The organism is Luteibacter sp. (assembly GCF_009912395.1).
GTDB lineage: Bacteria > Pseudomonadota > Gammaproteobacteria > Xanthomonadales > Rhodanobacteraceae > Luteibacter.
The window spans coordinates 1-18483 of record NZ_WNDO01000004.1; the positions used below are offsets into that span (position 1 = coordinate 1).

Genomic DNA, 18483 nt, shown 5'->3' on the forward strand with positions numbered 1-18483 from the left:
TGCCTGCTGCCTGAACTCCAGGCTGAACTCCTGCCCCTTTCTGCCTGCCTTGCTCTTGGTCATCGTCCACCTCCTATTGCGATAGTTAATCGCTTATAGGGGTGTCCGTGAAACGGGGGCAAGATCAGTCACCAAATCGGCAAATTCACGAGACTGAATGAAGATGGGTGCGATCTCTGGAGATGCTTGAGCCCGTATCTCCAACGCGTCTTGCAATTCAAGCATGACACAGGTCTTTCCAGATCCAGGTAGGCCCGTGAGCAAGATGGCACGTTTTTTTTCATCGATCGCGGAAAGTAATTCGTTCACCGTTGGGTTAGGTATTCGTTGATTCGCTATCTCTCTCCGCCATGCTCTGCCGATAGCTGAGGTGCCAGCAAATGCCGAGCGGGTCTCGACAATATCTATTGGAGGGGCTAACAAGGATCCAGCCTTGCTGATAGTAGCTTTGAGATCGTCTTTGGTTAGTCGATATCGAATGGTGGACGTGCTATTCCCTTCCATGCGGGCCCCGAGTTGATCGAGAGTCCGCCATAAGGCATCGAATGCTGCATCCGCATTGCTCATCATGTTGCGAAGGCGTTCGCATAACACTTCGGCCATGCGATCGAGTTCATCACTAACTACGAATTTAGTGCGACGCAGGAAGTCATAGGAAGAAAGATGATGGGCATATGTGGCAAGTCGTGCTGTTAGAGCGGCATCTGTTGTCTGAAGCTCCTTACCTAAACTTGTTCGGTAAGTAATTTCATTATTCTGAGTCGAGCTGTGTTCTCTCAACTTAGCCAGGTCGCCAAAGTTGTTTCGTGAGTAGAAGCGTACTTCGATACGCTGTTGGCTGCTCAGGAGATCGGCTGCTTTATCTAGTTCATCCGAAAGATCTGTTATTGACCAAGCCTTGAAATCAGTCTGATTTTTCTTGCATTGGCACGCAATCACGGTGCCGTCGGCTTTGCCGATCACCACGTCGTCCACCGGATACGTTATCGAATCGACTTCAAGCCAAAGGCAGTTCGGGTCGGATAGGACCGTCAATGCCCAGTCAAATGCCACCATCGTTTGATAGCCGTCGCCTCGGTTGGAGCGTATGCCCGCGATGCTCACCTATGAGCTCCTTTTGGAGTAAATATATTTTTTTGCCCGAACATCTGCTAACCAGAGCTGAGTCTTTGTCAGATATTTGTGGCGGTCAACTTTGATCGGGCTAGCTTACAAAGTACTGACTTGGTTTCGAGAAATAAGTTGGATGCGGACCAGCACAAGTTAGGCGTCTGCATCATTGTGATAAAAAAAGCCCCCGGCGAGCGGGGGCTTTTTTTATCAATCCGGCTGGGCCGGTTGTCTTAGCGTCTGCCGCACGCTTGGCACGGCGCTCGCACGAACGCCCAGTTCGTGCGCGATATCGACATAGCCCAGGTGACGCGCCACATCGCCCGCCATGCGGCCGAAGGCGTCGGCGGCGTTGCGGTTGGCGCCGCGAATCAGTAGCACGCGAGCCGGAGCGAGCAGGGCATGCATGGCGCACGCGTGCAGCGCGCTCACGCCGCGGTGGTCGGCGTGCTCCATGGTTGCGCCGGCTTCCAGAAGCACCGGCACCAGCGCGCCGAGATGGGTGGCGTCGGCAGCGCTGCCGGGGCGCATGTGCGAGCCCAGCAGCAACAGCAGTGGCGTGGCGCCGTCCTTGTCGGCCTTGTTCACGTCGGCGCCCTTGCCGATGAGCATGTCGAGCAGGCGGCGGGCGCGCAGGCTGTCGCTGCTGCCGAAGCAGTACTGCGCGGCGGCGTGCAGGGCGGTGTGGCCGTGGGCGTCTTCCGCGTTGGCTTCGGCGCCGGCGGCGAGCAGGCGTTCCACGATCTCGGGGTAGCCGAGCGCGGCGGCGATCATGAGCGAGGTGGTCTCGCCGGGCAGGCGCTGGTCGGCGGTGACGCCACGCGAGAGCAGCAGGTCGACGACGATGTCGCGGCGGGCGTTGACCGCCGCGGCGAGCGGCGTGATGCCCGAGGTGGCGCTGACGTTGGCGTCGGCACCTGCATCGAGCAGGCGTTCGACGGCGTCGCGATGTCCGGCGCCGGCCGCGCGAAGCAACGCGGTGGCGCCCTGGCTGTCGCGGGTGTCGACGGCGAAACCGAGTTCGAGCAGGCGGTCCACGGCATGCACATCGCCAGCGGCGCCCGCCGACGGAAGATCGTCGGCGCGCAGCGGACGGCGCGGCGGCTGCCACGACGGCCAGCTCAGCCAGCGCTCGACATCGCCGTGGCCAATGCCCAGGCCGTAAGGTGTTTCGCCGTTGACGTCGGCGGCTTCCGGATCGGCGCCGTGGGAGACCAGTAGACGGACCAGCGGCAGCGGATCGCCGCCGTGTTCCAGCGCGGCGTGCAGCGGCGTGCGGCCGCCGCTGTCGCGGACATTCGGATCGACACCGCGTGCGAGCAGGGCGCCGAGGATGCCGGCCTGTCCGGTGGCGGCGGCCATGTGCACGGGCGTACGGCCACGCGCGTCGGCGCCGAAGGGATCGGCACCGGCATCGAGCATCGCCAGCGGCAGGCGGCCGTCCACGCCGTCGAGGCGGCAGATGGCCTGGCCGAGCAGGCCGGTGCCGGCTGGCGACGCGCCCGCGCGCATCAGTTGGAGCAGGGCGTCGGCGGATTGCGGAAGCTGTGGCAGCAGGGCGTCGAACAGTCGGCGACCCAGCGTCGTCTCGTCACCCGGCGTATTCGCCAGGCGGGTTTCCGCGGGCAGGCCGTGGTCGAGCAGCCAGGCGCGCGCACCGTCGTAGCCGGTGCCGGCGAGGTCGATGTAGAGCGCAGCCAATTCCTGCGTGGGCCATTCACGCACCTTGCCGTTGAACGTGGAGGCGACGGCCCAGTGACCGAAGCGCAGCGCGTCATACAGATGCTGCGGCGAGTCTGCGCCGGCCTCGGGAAGCACGGCTTCGCTGAGCGAGGTGGGCAGCGGCGTATCGGGATCGAGCAGGGCGACGAAGTCCCAGCGACCGGCGGAGGCCGCATGGTCGAGGGCGCTGCGACCGTCGGCGCCGGGCTCCTTCGGGCGTGCGCCGAGGGCGAGCAGCGCGCGGACGGTGGCGGCCTGCGCACGCGGCGACTGGCAGGCCAGCGTGAGCGCGTCGCGGCCATGGGCGTCGCGCGGCGAGGCGTCGGCCTGGGCCTCGGCCAGCAACTGCACGATGCCGTGCGCGCCGGAGCGGGCGGCTTCCATCAGGGCCGTGGTGCCGTGACGGTCGGCGAGGTTGGGGTTCGCGTGGGCCTGGAGCAGGGCGCGGGCGATCTGTTCGTGGCCTTCGGCGGCGGCGGCGATGAGCGCCGTGCGGCCTTGCTGATTCACGACGTTGACCGAGCCCTTGTGGCGCAGCAGCACCTTCACGCCTTCGGCATCGTCGTCGGGCACGCCGGCGGCGGCCACCAGCGCCGGCTCGGCACCGACCGGCGCGGCCTTCGCGCCGTGTTCGAGCAGGAAGCGGACGAGGGTCCAGTTGGCGGTGCGAGCCGCGATGGCCAGCGGGGTTTCACCCGCGGCGTTCAGCGCGTCGATCGGTGCGCCGGAATCCAGCAGCATCGCGGCGACCGTGGGTTCGCCGCCGATCACGGCACCGTGCAGGGCGGTGTTGCCCTCGGCATCGGTGGCGGCGGCGTTGGCACCGTTGGTGAGCAGGGTGAGCACGGCTTCCGGACGACCGTGCCAGCTGTCGCGGCTGGCGGCCAATAGAGCGGTGAGGCCGTTGTGCGGCCGGTCGACCTTGGCGCCACGAGCGATCAGCGCGCGCAGCAGGCGAGTGTCTGGAGACAGCGCGGCGAGGGTCAGCACCGGCCGCTGGTCGCGGTCGCCGGGCTCGGCCTGAGTGTTCGGGTCGGCGCCGGCTTCCACCAGGGCCACGGCTCGGGCGATGTCGCCGCCGCGCACGGCGGCGAGCAGCTCGCGCTCGCGCACGCCGGGCTGGCTTTCTTCCTGGCTCAGCACGGGGATCGGCTCGGGCGTGGGCACGGCGTGGACTTCGTTGAGATCCACCAACGGTTCACGGCGCGGCTCGGCGGCCCCGGGGCGCGGGCCGCGGGCGGTGTGGATATGGCCGCGACGGTCGCAGAGCAGGGCGCGCAGGGTGCGGTTGGCGATCACCATGCAGCCCAGCGGCAGCAGCACCACGCCATAGAGGCCGAGCGCGGCGATGCGCAGCTCGGACGGGAACACGCCGTACAGGCCCGACAGCGCCACGGCGCAGAAGGCCAGCACCAATAGGGCCAGTGCGGCAGGCAGGAAGTGCGAGAAGAAGCGCTCCTCGGCCGAGAGGTGGCGGCCAAAGCTCACCGAGCGGGCTACGGCGGTGAAGATCCACGAGCCGTCGCCGCTGTCCTCGGGGTAGGCGTCATCCCACAGGAAAAGCAGGCCAAAGGCCGGCCAGACACGCCACAGCGCGGCCAGGGCGACCACCAACGTGGCGGCCAGCAGCAGGGCGATGCCGAGGCTGGGCGCCTGGGTGAGCTTTAGCAGCGGCCAGGCCACCAGCACGAATACCGCGAAGGTGTAGACCGTGAAGATCACCACGTGCGCCGCACCGCGGCGCAGGGCGGTACGCAGGTAGCTGGGCTCCGGATCGAAGCCGATCGCATGGCACACCGCGCCCATGGCCAGGGCGTTGGCGAGCAAGAGCGGTATCAGCGCGAGGGGAGAGGCCGTGAGCCCCGCGCACGCGACGGCGGCGAGGGCGGGAAGGAACCAGGGCAGCGCCTTGATGAGCGGCGGTCGTCGACGTTTGGGATTGGCCATGCGCAGGAGTATACGAAGCGGTTTCGGGCGGCGCGGTAACGAGGTGTTAACCCGCGCTCCACATGGCCAGGATGTGCATTTTCGGCCGGATCAGCGCCGGACGGAAGGATCGAGATCGAGTTCGTGGTGGTGATTGGGCCGGTTGCAGGCCACCAGCGTCTCGTTTGGCGGCGTCTGCAGGTGCCAGCCCTGCTCGCGCAGGTTGTCGAGGACACGCTGGGTGTCCTCCTGGGGCAGTTTTCGCTGTGGGGTGAGTTCTACCTCAAGGGCGAAACGCAGGTCGCCCAGCATGAGGGCAAGGGTTTCGGGCAGGAGGTCGAAGCCCTCGCGACGGCTGAGCCATACATAGGTGTCGGGCTTGCGCAGGCTGGCGTAGACGAAGCAGTGCATGACGGCAGGTCTCTCGCTGCGGCTCTTGGTGCGTAACCCTAGCAAAAGTCCCCCCCGAGCGGGAGTCACAACCTTGCGATCGTTTCAAGGTTGTTGCGGTTGCACTTGCAAAAGCTGCGTCAAGTCGTCCAGAGTTCAACCCCGGATTGTTAAACGCGCGTATGAAAACAGATAAGTTTTCGGCGAACGTGACATCAACACAGAAGAAGAAGCAGGAGCCCCGCATGCAGATGAAACTCCGTACCCGCCCGTTGGCCGTTGCCACCCTCACGCTGGCCATCGCCGGCGCGCTCGTGGCTCCGCAGGCCGCTCACGCCAGCGCCTTCCAGCTGAAGGAAAACAGCGCCAAGGCCCTCGGCCGCGCGTTCGCCGGTTCCACCGCCGCGGGCGACGACGCCTCGGTCATCGTGAACAACCCGGCCGCCATGAGCATGCTCAAGGGCAACGTGTTCCAGGCTGACGTCACCGGCATCAACTTCAGCACCAAGTTCAAGGGCAACGCCACCGACGCCCAGGGTCGCCCGATCAGCGGCGGCAATGGCGGCGACGCCGGCACCACCATGCCCGTCCCGGCCCTGTACTTCGCCACCCAGGTGGCCGACAAGTGGCACGTCGGCCTGGGCCTGACCGCGCCGTTCGGCTTCAAGACCGAATACGACAACGACTGGAAGGGCCGCTACAACGGCATCAAGTCCGACTTCAAGTCGCTTGACGCCACCCTGTCGGTCTCGTACGACGTCAGCGACAACTTCGCCATCGGCGTCAGCGGCATCGCGCAGAAGACCAGCGCCGAGCTGACCAGCGCCATCAACTACAACACCGTCGGCCTGGGCCTGATCCAGCGCGCCGCCGCCGCGGGCCAGATCTCGCCGCTCGTCGCCCGTCAGCTCGCCACCACCTACGCCACCGTCGTGCCCCCGGGCAGCGACGGCATCGCCCGCATCAAGGGTGACGATTGGGCCTACGGCTGGCAGGTCGGCGGTCTGTGGAAGATCACCCAGAACGATCGCCTGGCCCTGAACTACCGCAGCAAGATCAAGCACACGCTCGACGGCACCGGCAACTTCACCATGCCGTCCAATGTGACCGCCGTGCTGTCGAACCCGGCTGTTGGCGCCCTGCTGGGCACCGGCCAGTCGCCGTTCACCCACACCAACGGCACCGCGGGCTTCACCACCCCGGCCGTCGCCACCGCCAGCTTCTGGCACCAGGACGTCAAGTTCGGCCTCGGCTTCGACCTGTCGTGGACCAAGTGGGATTCGTTCCAGAACCTCACCGTCAACTACTCGAACCCGAACCAGCCGCAGACCACCGAAAAGTACGCCTGGCGTAACAGCTGGTTCGTGTCAGCCGGTGGCGAGTACTACGTCAACGATCGCCTGACCCTGCGTGGCGGTGTGGCTGTGGACAGCACCCCGACCTACGACGACACCCGCTCGCCGCGCGTGCCGGACTCGACCCGCAAGTGGCTCGCCTTCGGTGTCGGCTACAAGGCCACCGAGAACTTCGAGCTCAACGCCGGTTACGCCCATATCTTCGTGAACAAGGCGCACATCGGTAACGCGCTCAGCTCCACGAACGACCGCCTGGTCGGCGAGAACGACGACAAGGGCAACCTGCTCTCGGTCTCGGCGAAGTACCAGTTCTGATCGTCTCCTCGATCAGGGCCTGAAACGAAAAAACCTCCCCGGCGACGGGGAGGTTTTTTTTTTATGGCTTGCGGGATTTTTGTAGGAGCGCGCTTGCGCGCGATGGGGACTTGTCGTTATCTCCATCGCGCGCAAGCGCGCTCCTACAGAAGTGGCGTTAGTCTTGCTTGCCGCAGCACTTCTTGTACTTCTTGCCACTGCCGCAGCGGCAGGTGTCGTTGCGGCCGGCCTTGTCGCCGTCGCGGCGCACGGGCTGGCCGTGCTGGGGATGGCGGCGGCGGTACAGCGTCGCGAGTTGGAACGGGATCTCGTTGAGCAGGTTCATGCGCTCTTCGAACGACGGCGGCGCGATCGGCGGCATGTCCGGCGTGGGTTCGGTCTGGTCGGCCGTCAGCGTCATCAGCATGCCGATGAACGGGTACAGGCTTTCATCCGTCCACTCCGACCACTCCTCGCCCCACTCGTTGAGGGCGAAGCGAAAGCCCAGCGCCCAGTCGCTGGCGAGCGGGAAGTCGCCGTCGTAGGTGCTGACGTCCTCGATCTCGTCGAACTCTTCCGGCGAATCGACGAAGGGCAGCGAGTCTTCCGCCATCACGCGCGGATCGCCTGCGACACGCGCTGCGATCACGGCCCAGAACTCGTTCAGAAGACCATAGACCTCGTCACGCACGGTATCCGATGGCCAGGGCAGGGCGTCGTCCTGTTCTTCCAGGACGGCCATGCAATCGTGGACATCGACCTCGGCCGGTCCGACGAGCGCGGCGCAGAACAGGCCGTCGAGCGTCTCCAGCGAGAAGCGGTTGGTGGTGGCGAGTAGCTCGTCCAGGCGGCCGAGCTTCGTGTCGTTCATCTGCATGTATCGGACTCAGTAAGCGTATTCGCGGAACACCGGATCGACGCTGCCGTTCCACTTGCCGTGGAACAGTTCCAGCTTCGTATCGGCCTGGGTCTTGCCCGACAGCGCGATTTCCAGCAGTGGTTCAAGGTAGATCGATTCGTCGGCGCCACGCGTGCCGTGCTGGTTGCGACGTTTGAGGCCATGGTCGGCGATCTTCAGCAACTCCAGGGCGAGCTCGCGCACATGGTGGCCGCGGAACGGCAGGTGCAGCGCATGCTTCGGCACGCCATCGCGCAAGGCATGACGCTCGGCCTTGCTGAAGTCCTTCACCAGGTCCCACGCGGCATCGAGGGCGACGTCGTCATAGAGCAGGCCAACCCAGTAAGCCGGCAGCGCACAGAGCTGGTTCCAGGTGCTGGTGTCGGCACCGCGCATTTCCAGGTACTGCTTGAGGCGTACTTCGGGGAAGGCGGTGGTGAGGTGGTCGGCCCAGTCCTTCATGGTGGGCTTCACGCCCGGCAGTGCGGTCAGTTCGCCGCGCATGAACGCCTTGAAGTCCTTGCCGGAGAGATCGACGTACTTGCCATCGCGATAGCTGAAGTACATCGGCACGTCGAGGATGTAATCGACGTAGCGCTCGTAACCGAAACCGTCTTCGAACACGAAGTCGAGCATGCCTGTGCGATCGGCGTCAGTGTCGGTCCACACGTGCGAGCGGAACGACTTGAAGCCGTTGGGCTTGCCTTCGGTGAACGGCGAGTTGGCGAACAGCGCCGTGGCGATCGGCTGCAGTGCAAGCGCGACACGGAACTTCTTCACCATGTCCGCTTCGGTCGCGTAGTCGAGGTTCACCTGCACGGTGCAGGTGCGCGTCATCATGTCCAGGCCGAGCGAGCCGACCTTGGGCATGTACTCGCGCATGATCTTGTAGCGGCCCTTGGGCATCCACGGCATCTGGTCACGACGCCACTTTGGCTGGAAGCCCATGCCGAGGAAACCGATGCCGAATTCTTCCGCGACGGAGCGCACTTCCTTCAGGTGGTTGGTGACCTCGTCGCAGGTCTGGTGGATCGTCTCCAGCGGCGCACCCGACAGTTCGAGCTGGCCGGCCGGTTCGAGGGTGATGTTGGCCAGACCCTTGGTCAGGGCCACCGGCGTCTCGCCTTCACGGGCGACATCCCAGCCATAGCGCGAGGCCAGGCCTTCGAGGATGGCGCGGATGCCCGGGCGTTCGCCTTCGAACGGCGGCGGCGTGAGGTCGTTGGTGTAGAAGCCGAACTTCTCGTGCTCCGTGCCGATACGCCACTTGTCGCGCGGCTTCTCGCCCTCGGCGAGATAGGCGACCAGGTCGTTGCGGTCACCGATGGGCGTGCTTTTCGCTGCGCTGGGGATGGACACGGACTTTCCTTGGAGAAGGGAGGCTAGGCCTGAGCCGCTCCATATGGGGGCGGCGTCGCCAGGAAAAAGGGATCATCCCATGGCGCGGCGGCAGGGTAGCAAAAAGACGGCAACGGCGTGATGGCGCTGGTCTTTTTCCTGTACCGGATGACTCTTCCAGTAGCGAAAAGGCCGCCCCGAGGGGCGGCCTTTTCGTGTGCGATCCGACGAAGCGTCAGCGCTTCATCGAGTTGAAGAACTCGTCGTTCGACTTCGTGTTCTTCATGCGGTCGAGCATGAACTCCATCGCGGCCAGTTCGTCCATCGGGTGGAGGAGCTTGCGCAGGATCCAGATCTTCGCGAGGAGGTCCGGCTCGATGAGCAGGTCTTCGCGACGGGTACCCGAACGGTTGATGTCGATGGCCGGATAGACGCGCTTCTCGGAGATGCGACGGGACAGGTGCACTTCCATGTTGCCCGTGCCCTTGAACTCCTCGTAGATCACCTCGTCCATCTTCGAACCGGTGTCCGTGAGGGCCGTGGCGATGATGGTGAGGCTGCCGCCTTCCTCGACGTTGCGCGCCGCGCCGAAGAAGCGCTTCGGGCGCTGCAGGGCGTTGGCGTCGACACCGCCGGTGAGCACCTTGCCGGAGCTGGGCACCACGGTGTTGTAGGCGCGGGCGAGGCGAGTGATCGAGTCGAGCAGGATCACGACGTCCTTCTTGTGCTCGACCAGGCGCTTGGCACGCTCGATCACCATTTCGGCGACCTGCACGTGGCGCACGGCCGGCTCGTCGAAGGTGGAGCTGATCACTTCGGCGCGAACGGTGCGGGCGATTTCCGTGACTTCTTCCGGACGCTCGTCGATCAGCAGCATGATCAGGTGGACGTCGGGATGGTTGTACTGGATGGCCTGCGCGATGTTCTGCAGCATCATCGTCTTACCGGACTTCGGCTGGGAGACGATGAGACCGCGCTGACCGCGACCGATCGGCGCGACCAGGTCGAGGATGCGGCCCGTGATGTCCTCGGTGGAGCCGTTGCCACGCTCGAGCTTGAACGCCTTGCGCGGGAACAGCGGGGTGAGGTTCTCGAACAGCAGCTTGTTCTTCGACGCTTCCGGCGGATCGCCGTTGATGTCGTCGACCTTGAGCATCGCGAAGTAGCGCTCGCCTTCCTTCGGATGGCGGACGCGTCCGGTGATGTAGTCGCCGGTGCGCAGGTTGAAGCGGCGGATCTGGCTGGGCGAGACGTAGATGTCGTCCGGACCGGCCAGGTAGGACTCGTCGGCCGAGCGCAGGAAACCGAAGCCGTCCTGGAGGATCTCGAGCACGCCTTCGGCCCAGATGCCGCCGCCCGAACGGGCGTGCGCCTTGAGGACGCTGAAGACGACGTCCTGCTTGCGCTGGCGGGCCACGCCTTCACGGATGCCCAGCGATTCGGCGAACTCGAGCAGCTGGATCGAGTTCTTGCGCTTGAGTTCGGTGAGGTTGATCAGGCGATCGTTGCTGCCGGCGTCGGCGTTCTCGTCGTCGTCGACGGGATAGCCGTTGTTATTGTTGTGGCGCGGGTGCTGGTAGTTGCCGTTGTTGCCACCGCCATTGCCGTTGCTATTGCCGTTGTTGCCGCCCTGGCGCTGCTGCTGCGGGCCGCGATCGTTACGGTCATTGCGGTCGTTGCGCTCATTGCGACGACGACGGCCCCGACCTTCGCGGTCGTTGCGGTTATTGCCCTGGCCGCCCTGGCCCTGGCCACCCTGCGGGTTGTTGCCGCCCTGGTTCTGGCTGGCCTGGCTGCCCTGGTACGGATTGGGCTGCTGCGGAGCGGGCGCATTGCCGCCCTCGCGCGGCGCTTCGGGCGCGGACGGCGCCTGGCGCGCTTCGACGGGAGGCAGGGGAGGCAACTGGAGCTCGGCCTGCGGCGCGGGAGCCGGAGCGGGCGCCTTGGCCGGAGCCGGTGCGCTCGTCTCGACCGCGGGGGCTTCGGCGGCCGGCGCCGCCTTGCGGCGCGTGCGGGGACGCGGTTCGGTCGCAGGCGTATCGCCGGCGCCCTTGGCGTCGATGGAGTCTTTGGTTTCGATATCGGACACGGGCAAACCTCACGGGGCGCCGTTAAAAGGAAGAAGGGAAGAGAGGGTTCGCAGCAGGGGGGACAACGCATGTCCCGGCGAACACCTAGAGCCTAGCATCACGTGAGGCGCGAGGTAAAGCGCCCCACGCGGCGGCTGTGTAAAGCGTAAAAAAGGAATTAAATCGACTTTTCGATCAGCTGGGCCAGCTGGCTCTTGCCAACGGCGCCGATCTGGGTGCCGGCAACCTTGCCGTCCTTGAACACCATCAGGGTCGGGATGCCACGGATGCCATACTGGCGGGGCGTGGCCTGGTTCTCGTCGATGTTGATCTTGACGATCTTGACCTTGCCCTCGTACTCGCCGGCCAGCTGGTCCAGGACCGGGGCGATCGACTTGCACGGACCGCACCACTCCGCCCAGAAGTCGAGCAGGACAGGGGTTTCGGACTCAAGCACGTCCTTCGAGAAGGCGGCGTCGCTGGTATGGGTGATCTTGTCGCTCACCGTGGTCTCCAAAAAAATGTGAAAAAGGGGGATTGACGACCCTGACGCTGGCATCGGCTACACTTAGGAGCCCCATGTCGCGGGTCCAACCGGAACCGAAGGTCTTGGCCATTGCAGCCGGCGGCCCTCATTCCAACCCAACTAGGGGCGCGATTCAAGCGATTCAAGGCCACCGCCGGGTGGTTTCCGTTGACATAGGTGAACCGTTTTCCCAAGCCGGTTCACCTATGCCAGCGGAAGCCGTCGGGCCGGCCACCACCGCCTCCGGCCTTCGCGCGCCGGGCGCGTCGACAGGCCGCCGGGCTGACAACCGGCCGCTCCCGACTCTCCCGTGACGCCGGTCGGATCATCCCTTTCGTCCCGTGGTGCCTACCTGCCGCCGGGACGGCGCCGCGTATCCGCGGCGCAAGCTTCCAGGCCTTTCAACACACCATGTCCGAAACCGTTCTCACCGACGTCTTCTACGAAAACCTCGACCTCCATCCGCTGCTCCAGGAAGGTCTCGCCACCGCCGGCATCACCCGTTGCACCCCGATCCAGGCGCTGACCCTCCCGGTCGCCCTCACCGGTCGCGACGTCGCCGGCCAGGCCCAGACGGGCACCGGCAAGACCTTCGCCTTCCTCGTGGCGCTGGTCGACCGCCTCCTCAAGAACCCGGCCCACGCAGACCGCAAGGACTCCGATCCGCGCGCCCTGGTCATCGCGCCCACGCGCGAGCTGGCGATCCAGATCGAGAAGGACTTCCGCACCATCGGCAAGGCCACCGGCCTGCGCAGCGCGCTGATCTACGGCGGCGTCGACTACGACAAGCAGCGCCAGCAGTTGCGTGACGGCTGCGACATCATCATCGCCACCCCGGGCCGCCTGCTCGACTACTACAAGCAGGACGTCTTCGGCTTCGGCAGCGTCGAGGTGATGGTCATCGACGAAGCCGACCGCATGTTCGACCTGGGCTTCATCAAGGACGTGCGCTTCATCTTCCGTCGCCTGCCGGCCCGCGAGAGGCGCCAGGTGTTGCTGTTCTCCGCGACCCTGAGCCACCGCGTGCTCGAACTCGCCTACGAGCACATGCACGAGGCCGAGAAGCTGGTGGTGGAAACGGAAAACGTCACCGCCGACCGCGTGCGCCAGGTCGTCTACTTCCCGTCGAAGGAAGAAAAGATGCCGCTGCTGTTCAACCTGCTCGAACAGAGCAAGGCCGAGCGCAGCATCATCTTCGTGAACACCAAGGCCGCCGCCGAGCGCATCACCGATCGCCTGAAGCGCCACAACTTCCGCGTGGGCGCCATCTCCGGCGACGTGCCGCAGGTGAAGCGTCAGAAGCTGCTGCAGCGCTTCCAGGACGGTCAGATCGACATCCTGGTGGCCACCGATGTCGCCGCCCGTGGCCTGCACATCCCGGCCGTGAGCCACGTCTTCAACTACGACCTGCCGCAGGACGTCGAAGACTACGTGCACCGCATCGGCCGCACCGCGCGCCTGGGCGCCGAGGGCGACGCGATCAGCTTTGCCTGCGATCTCTACGCGATGGGCCTGCCGGACATCGAGACCTACATCAACCAGAAGATCCCCACCGCCTCCATCGAGGCGCAGATGCTGGTGATGCCGGCACCGCGCCCGCGCGCCGACGGCGTGCAGGACGAAGTGGACGATCCGAACGACAACGACGGCCACGTTCCCACCCGCGGTGCGCCGCCGGAGAAGGGCGGTCGCAACGCGCGTGGCGGTCGCAGCGGTTCGCGCTCGGGCGAGCGTTCCGGTTCCGGTGAGCGTTCGGGCAACCGCGAGCGTCGTCCGCGCGTTCCTCGCGAGGACAAGCCGGCCTCCACCGAGGTGCCGGTGAAGACGGTCGTGGTCGCCGAGACCATCGCCGACCTGCCGGCCGCCGCCGACGCCATCAAGGCCGAGGGCGAGCAGAAGAAGCGTCGCCGTCGTCGTGGCGGTCGCGGTCGCGGCCAGCGCGAAGGCGGCGAGAACACCGCACCGCAGGCACAGGCCGGCGGTCGTCCGCAGGGCGAGTCGCGTCGCGGCTCGGCGCAGTCCACCCCGGGCCAGCGCCCGTCGCGCCAGGTCGAGGCCAGCCGCCCGACCAGCACGCCGGCTCCCGCCGCCCCGCCGGTCAAGGAAAAGGTCGGCTTCTTCCGCCGCCTGGGTCGCCTGTTCGGCGGTCGCTGAAGGTGATCCGTCACGCGCAGGCACGCTCCTCGTAGGAGCGCGCTTGCGCGCGATCGGGGCAGCGCATCGCCCCCCACGCTGAACCCCCCACCCAAACCGCGACACCACCCCCCGCAAACCCGCGCCACATCCCGTATCCTCTAGTCCTTCACGGGCCAACGGGTAACGCGGTGATCGGTTTCGATCTGGTGAGCAAACGATACGAGGGCGACCATCAAGCCCTCCTCGACGTGTCGTTCCGGGTGGACGCGGGCGAGATGGCCTTCGTCACCGGTCACTCCGGCGCCGGCAAGAGCACCCTGCTCAAGCTGCTGGCGATGATCGAGCGTCCCACCAACGGCGTGGTCACCCTCGACGGCCAAAAGTTCAATACCGTCCGCGCCCACGACATCCCGCGCCTGCGCCGCAAGCTCGGCATGGTCTTCCAGGACCACCGCCTGCTGCTCGACCGCAGCGTCTTCGCCAACGTGGAACTGCCGCTGGTCATCGCTGGCGTCACGCCATCCGAGCGCAGCCGCCGCGTGCGCGCCGCGCTGGAAAAGGTGGGCCTGCTCAGCTACGAGAAGCAGCTGCCGTCGGCGCTGTCCACGGGCGAGCAGCAGCGCGTAGGCATCGCGCGCGCCATCGTCGCCAAGCCGGCGGTGCTCATCGCCGACGAACCCACCGGCAACCTCGATCCGCAACTGGCCATGGAGATCATGAGCCTGTTCGCCGAATTCCAGCAGGTCGGCACCGCCGTCCTCGTCGCCAGTCACGACCTCATGCTCATCAAGCGAATGAAGAAACGCGTCGTCGTCCTCGACCACGGCAAGCTGGTGGCCGACGTGCCCGCCACGGAGGTCCAGTGAACGCCGTTCGCGAGCCGCGTCGCGCGGCGGAACCGGAAAAGACCCGCCGCACCGAGCCGCACAAGGTCGGCGCTTGGCGCGAGCACCACGCGTGGAGCCTGTCGATCAGCCTGCGCCGCCTCGGCGCGCGCCCGCTGGGCACTCTGCTCACCGTAGCGGTGATGGGCGTCGCGCTGGCGCTGCCGCTGGCCTTCTATCTGCTGCTGGGCAACGTGCAGCGCATGGGCGACGCCCTGGGCCGCAACCAGTCGATCAGCGTCTTCATGAAGCCGGGCCAGAACGCCGGCATGGCCGAGACGGCGGCGTCCGCGCTGCGCGGTCGCCCCGAGGTGGCCGATATCGCCGTGCGCACGCCGAAGGACGGCCTCGACGAACTTGCCGAGGTGCAGGGCTTCTCCGGCGCGCTGCAATCGCTCGACGCCAATCCGCTGCCCTTTGTGTTGTCGGTGCAGCCGAAGCCTGGCCTCTCCGCCGACGACATCGCCCGCCTGGTCGACGCCATGAAGAACACGCCGGGCGTGGACATGGTCCAGGACACCGGCGCGTGGCGGCAGCGCCTCGACGCGCTGTTGGGCGTGGGGTCGCGTGCGATCAGCCTGCTCGCCGCGCTGCTCGGCGTCGCCGCCTTGCTGGTGGTGGGCAATACCATCCGCGTCGATATCCTGAGCCGCGCCGAGGAGATCGGCGTATTGCTGCTGATCGGCGCAAGCCGGCCCTTCGTACGCCGGCCCTACCTCTACACCGGCATCTGGCTGGGCTTCCTCGCCGGCGTGCTCGCCGTGGTGCTGGCGGTGCTGCTGGAGCTGGCGATGGTCGGCCCGGTGTCGCGCCTGGCCGCCGCCTACGATGGCAGCGTCAGCTTCGGTGGCCTGCCGGCCTGGTTGTTGCTCTCGGTGCCGTTCGCCTCCGCCCTGCTGGGTTGGCTGGGCGCGCGGTTGGTCAGCGCACGACAGATCCGCCGCATGGCGGCCGCCTGACGGGGGACAGTCGATGGGGGCGGGCAACCGGATCGGGTCGGCGGCGGGGGCCGCGCCACGCATCCTGCTGGTGGACGGCTCGAAGGTCGTCCGCCAGCTCATATCCCGAGTGGTGAAGGCCGAGGTGCCGGACGTCGAGATCGTCGCTGTCGCCACCGGCGCCGAGGCGCAGGCCGAACTGCAGCACGGCGTGTTCGACTTCGTCACCGTGGCGCTGCGCCTGTCCGACATGGACGGCCTGGAGCTGGCGCGCTACGTACGCGAATCCTCGCCACAGATCTACATGCCCATCGTGGTGGTCTCGGGCGATGTCGAGCAGCGCCTGCACCGGCGCGAGCTGGGCGAGTACGTCACCGACTATTTCGACAAGTCGATGGGTTTCGAGGCGCTGGGCGAGTTCATCCGGGGCTACGTGTCGCCGGAAGGTGGGGCGGACGGCGAAGTGCTCTATGTCGAGGACAGTCGCGTCGTGGCGCTCGCCACCCGCCGCATCATGGAAAAATACGGGCTCACCGTGCACCACGTCATCAGCACCGAGGACGCGCTCGTCCATCTGCGGGCGGCGCAGGCGAAGGGCGAGGTGGGCGCGGACGTGGTTCTTACCGATGTGAGCCTCAAGGGCGAGCTGACCGGTGGCGACCTCGTCGAGCGCATCCGCAACGAATTCGGTTATGGCAAGGGGCGCCTGCCCACCCTGGTCATGACCGGCGATGAAAACCCGGCCAACCAGACGGCCCTGCTGCGCGCGGGCGCCAACGACCTGGTGGAGAAGCCGGTGGAGGAAAGACTCTTGATCACCAAATTGCTGTTCCAGCTGCGCGTGGCGCGGCACCTGCGCGAAAGGACCGAAGGTTGAACGACCGCGTCCGTCTCGATGCCTCCTGGAAGGAGCGCATCGGTAGTTACCTTGACCGCCCCGACATGCATGCGCTGTCGGCCTTCCTGCGTGACGAGAAGGTCCACGGCAAGGTCATCTACCCGCCGGACCCCGACATCTTCAACGCGTTCACCCATACGCCGTTCGATCGCGTCCGCGTGGTCATCCTGGGCCAGGACCCGTACCACGGTCCGGACCAGGCCCACGGCCTCAGCTTCTCCGTACGCCCCGGCGTGCGGGTGCCGCCGTCGTTGCAGAACATGTTCAAGGAGATCGAGGACTGCCTCGGCATCCCGCGCCCCGACCATGGCTGCCTCACTCCCTGGGCCGACCGCGGCGTGCTGCTGCTCAACGCAGTGCTCACCGTGGAAGCGGGGCAGGCCGCCTCGCACCAGGGCAAGGGCTGGGAAGGTTTCACCGACGCGGCCATCGACGCCCTTAACCGTGAGCGCGAGGGGCTGGTCTTCATGCTCTGGGGCAGCCACGCCCAGAAGAAGGGCCAGCTGATCGACGGCAAGCGCCACTGCGTCCTGCGCAGCGTCCACCCTTCGCCCCTGTCCGCGCACCGCGGCTTCATGGGCTGCGGGCACTTCGCCAAGGCCAACAGCTATTTCGAATCGCGCGGCGAGCCGCCGATCGACTGGTCGCTGCCGAGGCGGGCGGAGCTGGACATTTCTTAACCAGGGGCGGTCGCCGAGGGCTTGGGTCGGCGACGGTGGTGCCATAGATAGGGTGTCAGCCATGTCCTGGCACGCCTTCCGGAACGCTCCTGGAACAGGCCCCGGATTTTTGCCCGCCAGGACAATCGCTTTTGCGCCGGTCGGTTGAAAGGAATTCGGTCGACCCCATATTTCCCTTGCGCAGCAGTTACATAGCCGCGCCGACGCTACCCGCCGGGTTCCTCCTGGCCCGGTCGGGTAGCCGTCTGTCTCCTGAACTCCCGGGCCCGTCGACTGGACATCCGGGGGGTATTTCTATACTATTGAGTACAGCTACCCGCCCTGGAAGCTCGTGTTGAACTTCCGGCGGGGTTAGCACTCCCAACATGGGACTGCTAACCTGCACCAAGACTTCAGGAGGTTCCACACATGTCCCAAGCTCTTGCTACCCGTAACTACGGGCTCCCGAGCGTCGTTGGCAGTCTGGATTCCTACATCGCGGCCGTCCATCGCATTCCGGTGCTCAGCCTTGACGAGGAGCAGACGCTTGCGCGGCGCTTCCACGACGACGCCGACCTCGACGCCGCCAAGCAGCTGGTGATGTCCCATCTCCGCTTCGTGGTCCATGTGGCCCGCGGCTACAACGGCTACGGCCTGCAGCTGTCCGACCTCATCCAGGAAGGCAACATCGGCCTGATGAAGGCCGTGAAGCGCTTCGACCCGGATCAGGGCGTGCGCCTGGTGAGCTTCGCGGTGCACTGGATCCGCGCCGAGATGCACGAATTCATCCTGCGTAACTGGCGCATCGTGAAGGTCGCCACCACCAAGGCCCAGCGCAAGCTGTTCTTCAACCTGCGCAAGAGCAAGAAGCGCCTGGGTTGGATGAACGCCGAAGAGGTCCGCGTGGTTGCCAACGACCTGGGCGTGCCGGAAGCCACTGTGCGTGAGATGGAATCGCGCCTGTCGGGTCGCGACGTGGGCTTCGAGGCCCCGGCCGACGCCGATGACGACGAGAAGCCGGCACCGGCCGCGTTCCTGGTCGATGAAGGCGCCGACCCGTACGACAACCTCGCCGAGGCCGACGCGTCCAACAACCAGATGGGCGCGCTGAGCTCGGCGCTGGCCAACCTCGACAACCGCTCGCGCGACATCATCCAGCGTCGCTGGCTGGCCGAAGACAACAAGGCCACCCTGCAGGACCTGGCCGACGAGTACGGCGTCTCGGCCGAGCGCATCCGCCAGATCGAGGCGAATGCGATGAAGAAGATGCGCGTCGCCATCGCCGCCTGAGCGGTCGTAACGGCGTAAGATCGGAAACGGCTCCCTCGCGGGAGCCGTTT

The 18483-nt window shown here is 66.0% G+C and carries 14 protein-coding genes; 7 read left to right on the forward strand and 7 right to left on the reverse strand.

The features are described from left to right. Nucleotides 1-93: 93 nt before the first annotated feature. The 3 genes from GAK28_RS05555 to GAK28_RS05565 form a co-directional block, all read right to left on the reverse strand. Entirely contained in the window at nucleotides 94-1104 is a 1011-nt protein-coding gene (locus GAK28_RS05555; RefSeq protein ID WP_291776042.1) for a hypothetical protein, read from the reverse strand. A 216-nt stretch (nucleotides 1105-1320) separates the two neighbouring features. Continuing rightward, entirely contained in the window at nucleotides 1321-4779 is a 3459-nt protein-coding gene (locus tag GAK28_RS05560; protein WP_291776044.1) for an ankyrin repeat domain-containing protein, read from the reverse strand. Between the two features lie 90 nt (nucleotides 4780-4869). Then, a complete protein-coding gene (locus GAK28_RS05565; RefSeq protein WP_291776046.1) occupies nucleotides 4870-5169 on the reverse strand; it encodes a YcgL domain-containing protein in 300 nt (99 codons plus the stop codon). 224 nt (nucleotides 5170-5393) lie between these two features. Between GAK28_RS05565 and GAK28_RS05570 the strand changes: the two genes are divergently transcribed. Further along, a complete protein-coding gene (locus tag GAK28_RS05570; protein ID WP_291776048.1) occupies nucleotides 5394-6818 on the forward strand; it encodes an outer membrane protein transport protein in 1425 nt (474 codons plus the stop codon). Nucleotides 6819-6975: 157 nt separating this feature from the next. Here GAK28_RS05570 and GAK28_RS05575 read toward each other — a convergent pair whose 3' ends face one another. From GAK28_RS05575 to trxA, 4 genes are all read right to left on the reverse strand, one after another. Next, a complete protein-coding gene (locus tag GAK28_RS05575; RefSeq protein WP_291776050.1) occupies nucleotides 6976-7674 on the reverse strand; it encodes a UPF0149 family protein in 699 nt (232 codons plus the stop codon). 9 nt (nucleotides 7675-7683) lie between these two features. Next, nucleotides 7684-9054, reverse strand: coding sequence for a glutamate--cysteine ligase (locus tag GAK28_RS05580; protein WP_291776052.1), 1371 nt, complete (start codon nucleotides 9052-9054; stop codon nucleotides 7684-7686). Nucleotides 9055-9268: 214 nt separating this feature from the next. Continuing rightward, nucleotides 9269-11113 (reverse strand): transcription termination factor Rho, encoded by a 1845-nt coding sequence (rho, locus tag GAK28_RS05585; RefSeq protein WP_291776397.1) that lies wholly within the window; start codon nucleotides 11111-11113, stop codon nucleotides 9269-9271. A gap of 167 nt (nucleotides 11114-11280) precedes the next feature. Beyond that, nucleotides 11281-11661: a thioredoxin TrxA gene (gene trxA / locus GAK28_RS05590; RefSeq protein WP_343161841.1), complete on the reverse strand. Its 381-nt coding sequence runs from the start codon at nucleotides 11659-11661 to the stop codon at nucleotides 11281-11283. Nucleotides 11662-12039: 378 nt separating this feature from the next. Between trxA and GAK28_RS05595 the strand changes: the two genes are divergently transcribed. The 6 genes from GAK28_RS05595 (at nucleotide 12040) to rpoH (ending at nucleotide 18433) form a co-directional block, all read left to right on the forward strand. Then, a complete protein-coding gene (locus tag GAK28_RS05595) occupies nucleotides 12040-13782 on the forward strand; it encodes a DEAD/DEAH box helicase (protein WP_291776056.1) in 1743 nt (580 codons plus the stop codon). Between the two features lie 170 nt (nucleotides 13783-13952). After that, complete coding sequence (gene ftsE, locus GAK28_RS05600; RefSeq protein WP_291776057.1) at nucleotides 13953-14630, forward strand: cell division ATP-binding protein FtsE; 678 nt, start codon at nucleotides 13953-13955, stop codon at nucleotides 14628-14630. After that, nucleotides 14627-15607, forward strand: coding sequence for a permease-like cell division protein FtsX (ftsX, locus tag GAK28_RS05605; RefSeq protein ID WP_291776059.1), 981 nt, complete (start codon nucleotides 14627-14629; stop codon nucleotides 15605-15607). Before ftsE ends, ftsX begins: the two co-directional genes overlap by 4 nt. Before the next feature lie 13 nt (nucleotides 15608-15620). After that, nucleotides 15621-16463, forward strand: coding sequence for a response regulator (locus tag GAK28_RS05610; RefSeq protein ID WP_291776061.1), 843 nt, complete (start codon nucleotides 15621-15623; stop codon nucleotides 16461-16463). Next, nucleotides 16460-17164 (forward strand): uracil-DNA glycosylase, encoded by a 705-nt coding sequence (gene ung / locus GAK28_RS05615; RefSeq protein WP_291776063.1) that lies wholly within the window; start codon nucleotides 16460-16462, stop codon nucleotides 17162-17164. Before GAK28_RS05610 ends, ung begins: the two co-directional genes overlap by 4 nt. 408 nt (nucleotides 17165-17572) lie before the next feature. Further along, nucleotides 17573-18433, forward strand: coding sequence for an RNA polymerase sigma factor RpoH (rpoH, locus tag GAK28_RS05620; protein ID WP_291776065.1), 861 nt, complete (start codon nucleotides 17573-17575; stop codon nucleotides 18431-18433). Nucleotides 18434-18483 lie beyond the last annotated feature (50 nt).